This window comes from Prosthecobacter sp., assembly GCF_014879935.1.
Taxonomy (GTDB): Bacteria; Verrucomicrobiota; Verrucomicrobiia; order Verrucomicrobiales; family Verrucomicrobiaceae; genus Prosthecobacter.
This window is the reverse complement of record NZ_JACSRD010000109.1, coordinates 1-2,167: the sequence shown is the minus strand read 5'-3', so window position 1 is coordinate 2,167 and position 2,167 is coordinate 1. Positions and strand designations below refer to the sequence as shown.

General features: G+C 63.0%; 2 protein-coding genes. One reads left to right on the top strand and one right to left on the bottom strand.

The annotated features are described in order from the left end of the window. Positions 1–132: 132 nt before the first annotated feature. The gene (locus tag IAE77_RS07335) at positions 133–666 is read right to left on the bottom strand and encodes a DUF2726 domain-containing protein (protein ID WP_294224040.1); all 534 of its coding nucleotides are present in this window, start codon (positions 664–666) and stop codon (positions 133–135) included. Between the two features lie 133 nt (positions 667–799). On the opposite strand from IAE77_RS07335, the gene IAE77_RS07330 reads away from it, so the two are divergent. After that, positions 800–2,083, top strand: coding sequence for a hypothetical protein (locus IAE77_RS07330; RefSeq protein ID WP_294224037.1), 1,284 nt, complete (start codon positions 800–802; stop codon positions 2,081–2,083). Positions 2,084–2,167: the final 84 nt, after the last annotated feature.

Sequence of the window (2,167 nt, the reverse complement as noted above, 5' to 3'; positions counted from 1 at the left end):
GTCAGGTCGGGACTGCATCGATTTTGTTTGGCGGCAGCCGCGGGCCTTCGACTGGCCTGAAGAGCGATGGGAACTCACCCCTGCTTTTTTCTGCTGTCAGCCATTCTGCTGTCAACATTCTGGGAGATGCCGTCAAGCAGCCGCGCATCTCGCGGCGCTGGCGTTGAGCGGCACGGTGGAGCGGTCTTCCAACGGGAAATAGGAATCCTGGGGCGTGGAGGTGCTGGCGAGAATCTCCAGCCGGTGTTGCCAGGCGGCGGAGAACTTGTGCATGAGCGTCTCCATCTGCTGGATCTCACGCGAGTGGACGCGGAGGATGGGAATGCCGGCGGCGGAAAGCACCTCGATGGCGAGGTTGCGGTCGCGGTCTTTGCGGGCGGCTTTTTCGGCGGAACTGTCCTCGAACTCAATGGCGATCATGGGCATCCAGTCCTGCCGACGATAGACGAGGAAGTCGATGTGGCGATGGCAGATCCTCTGAAAGCCGATGAGGTCCTCGTGCTGGAGCACCTCCGCGAGGCGGGGCTTCGCCTGGATGTGGCAGGCGTATTGGGTGAGGTTTTCGAGACAGGCGTGGAAGAGCGCCTCGTTCGGGGTGAGCAGCGGAGACGTGATGGCCCGGACCGCCGAGGGCGTCGGGAGAGGGGGAAGAGCCGCAGTCAGCATGAATCTTTATTTATGATAAATATGGAAATTGTAAACCGGGTGTTGACTCAATCTTGTCCGAACCGCAGCCTAAACTGTGGGAACGTTCAGTTGAACAGGGATGGCATGCGGGCGAGAATCGTTCTCTCTTCTGATGCCTGCTGCCGCTGACTCATCCCGTGCCGAACCTGCCGTGGACTGGCTGTTCCTCGACCTGAACAGCTTTTTCGCGAGCGTGGAGCAGCAGTTGAAGCCGGAGCTGCGGGGCAGGCCGGTGGCGGTGGTTCCAGTGATGTCCGACACGACCTGTGCGATCGCTGCGAGCGCCCAGGCGAAGAAATTCGGCATCAAAACCGGCACGAACATCGGCGAGGCACGGCGGGTGTGCCCGGATCTGGTGCTGGTGGAGGCCAGCCACGATCTGTATGTGGATTTTCACCACCGGGTGATCGCGGAGGTGGAACGGCACTTTCCCGTGCATGTGATCTGCTCCATCGACGAGATGGCGTGCAAGCTGGACGGGCCGCGGCGTCCGCTGCCGGCGGCGAAGGATCTGGCCGCGCGCATCAAACGCGGTCTGCAGGAACGCGTGGGGGAGTGCATCACGTGCTCCATCGGCCTGGCACCGAACCGGTTCCTTGGAAAAGTGGCCTCCGACATGCAGAAGCCGGACGGCCTGGTGGTCTTGTTGAAGGAAGAACTGCCCGGGCGGCTGCTGGAGCTGGAATTGCGTGATCTGCCGGGAATCGGACGGCGCATGGAGCCGCGCCTGCATGCCCAGGGCATCCGCACGATGCGGGAGCTGTGGGACGCGTCGCACGAGATGCTGCACGGCGCGTGGGGCGGCGTGTGCGGCGACCGCTTCTGGCATGCGCTGCATGGCGGGCCGTCGGAGGATGACCAGCCGCCGGAAAAACGCTCCGTGGGGCACAGTCACGTGCTGTCACCGGAGATGCGCATCCCGCCGCAGGCCGGTGTGGTGGCGCGGCGTCTGCTGCTGAAGGCCGCCAGTCGGCTGCGCCGTCTCAAATACCGTGCCACACACCTGCATCTGAGCATCCGCACGGAGGAAGGCTCGCGTTTCGAGGCCCAGTCGAAGTTTGAGGCGGTGTCTGACAGCATCGCGCTCATCGCCACGCTGTCGAAGCTGTGGGAAAACGTGATGCGGCAGGCCCGGTGGCAGCGCGTGAAGAAGGTGTCCGTGACGCTGCACGGTCTCGAGGCCGAATCGCTGCCGCAGCAGCTCCAGCTCTTCGGCCAGGAGGCGGCGGCCGCACGCGCCCAGCGTGAGGTGCTGAGCCGCGTGCTGGATGAGATCAATCAGAAGCGCGGCCGTGACTCGGTGGTGATCGGCTTCACGCCGGACACGGTGCGGACGTTTTCGGGCCCGAAGATCGCCTTCACGCGGATACCGGATCGCGAGGAGTTCAAGGAGTGAGGGCGAATGACGAAGGGCGAATGACGAATGACGAATGACGAATGACGAATGACGAATGACGAATGACGAATGACGAATGACGAA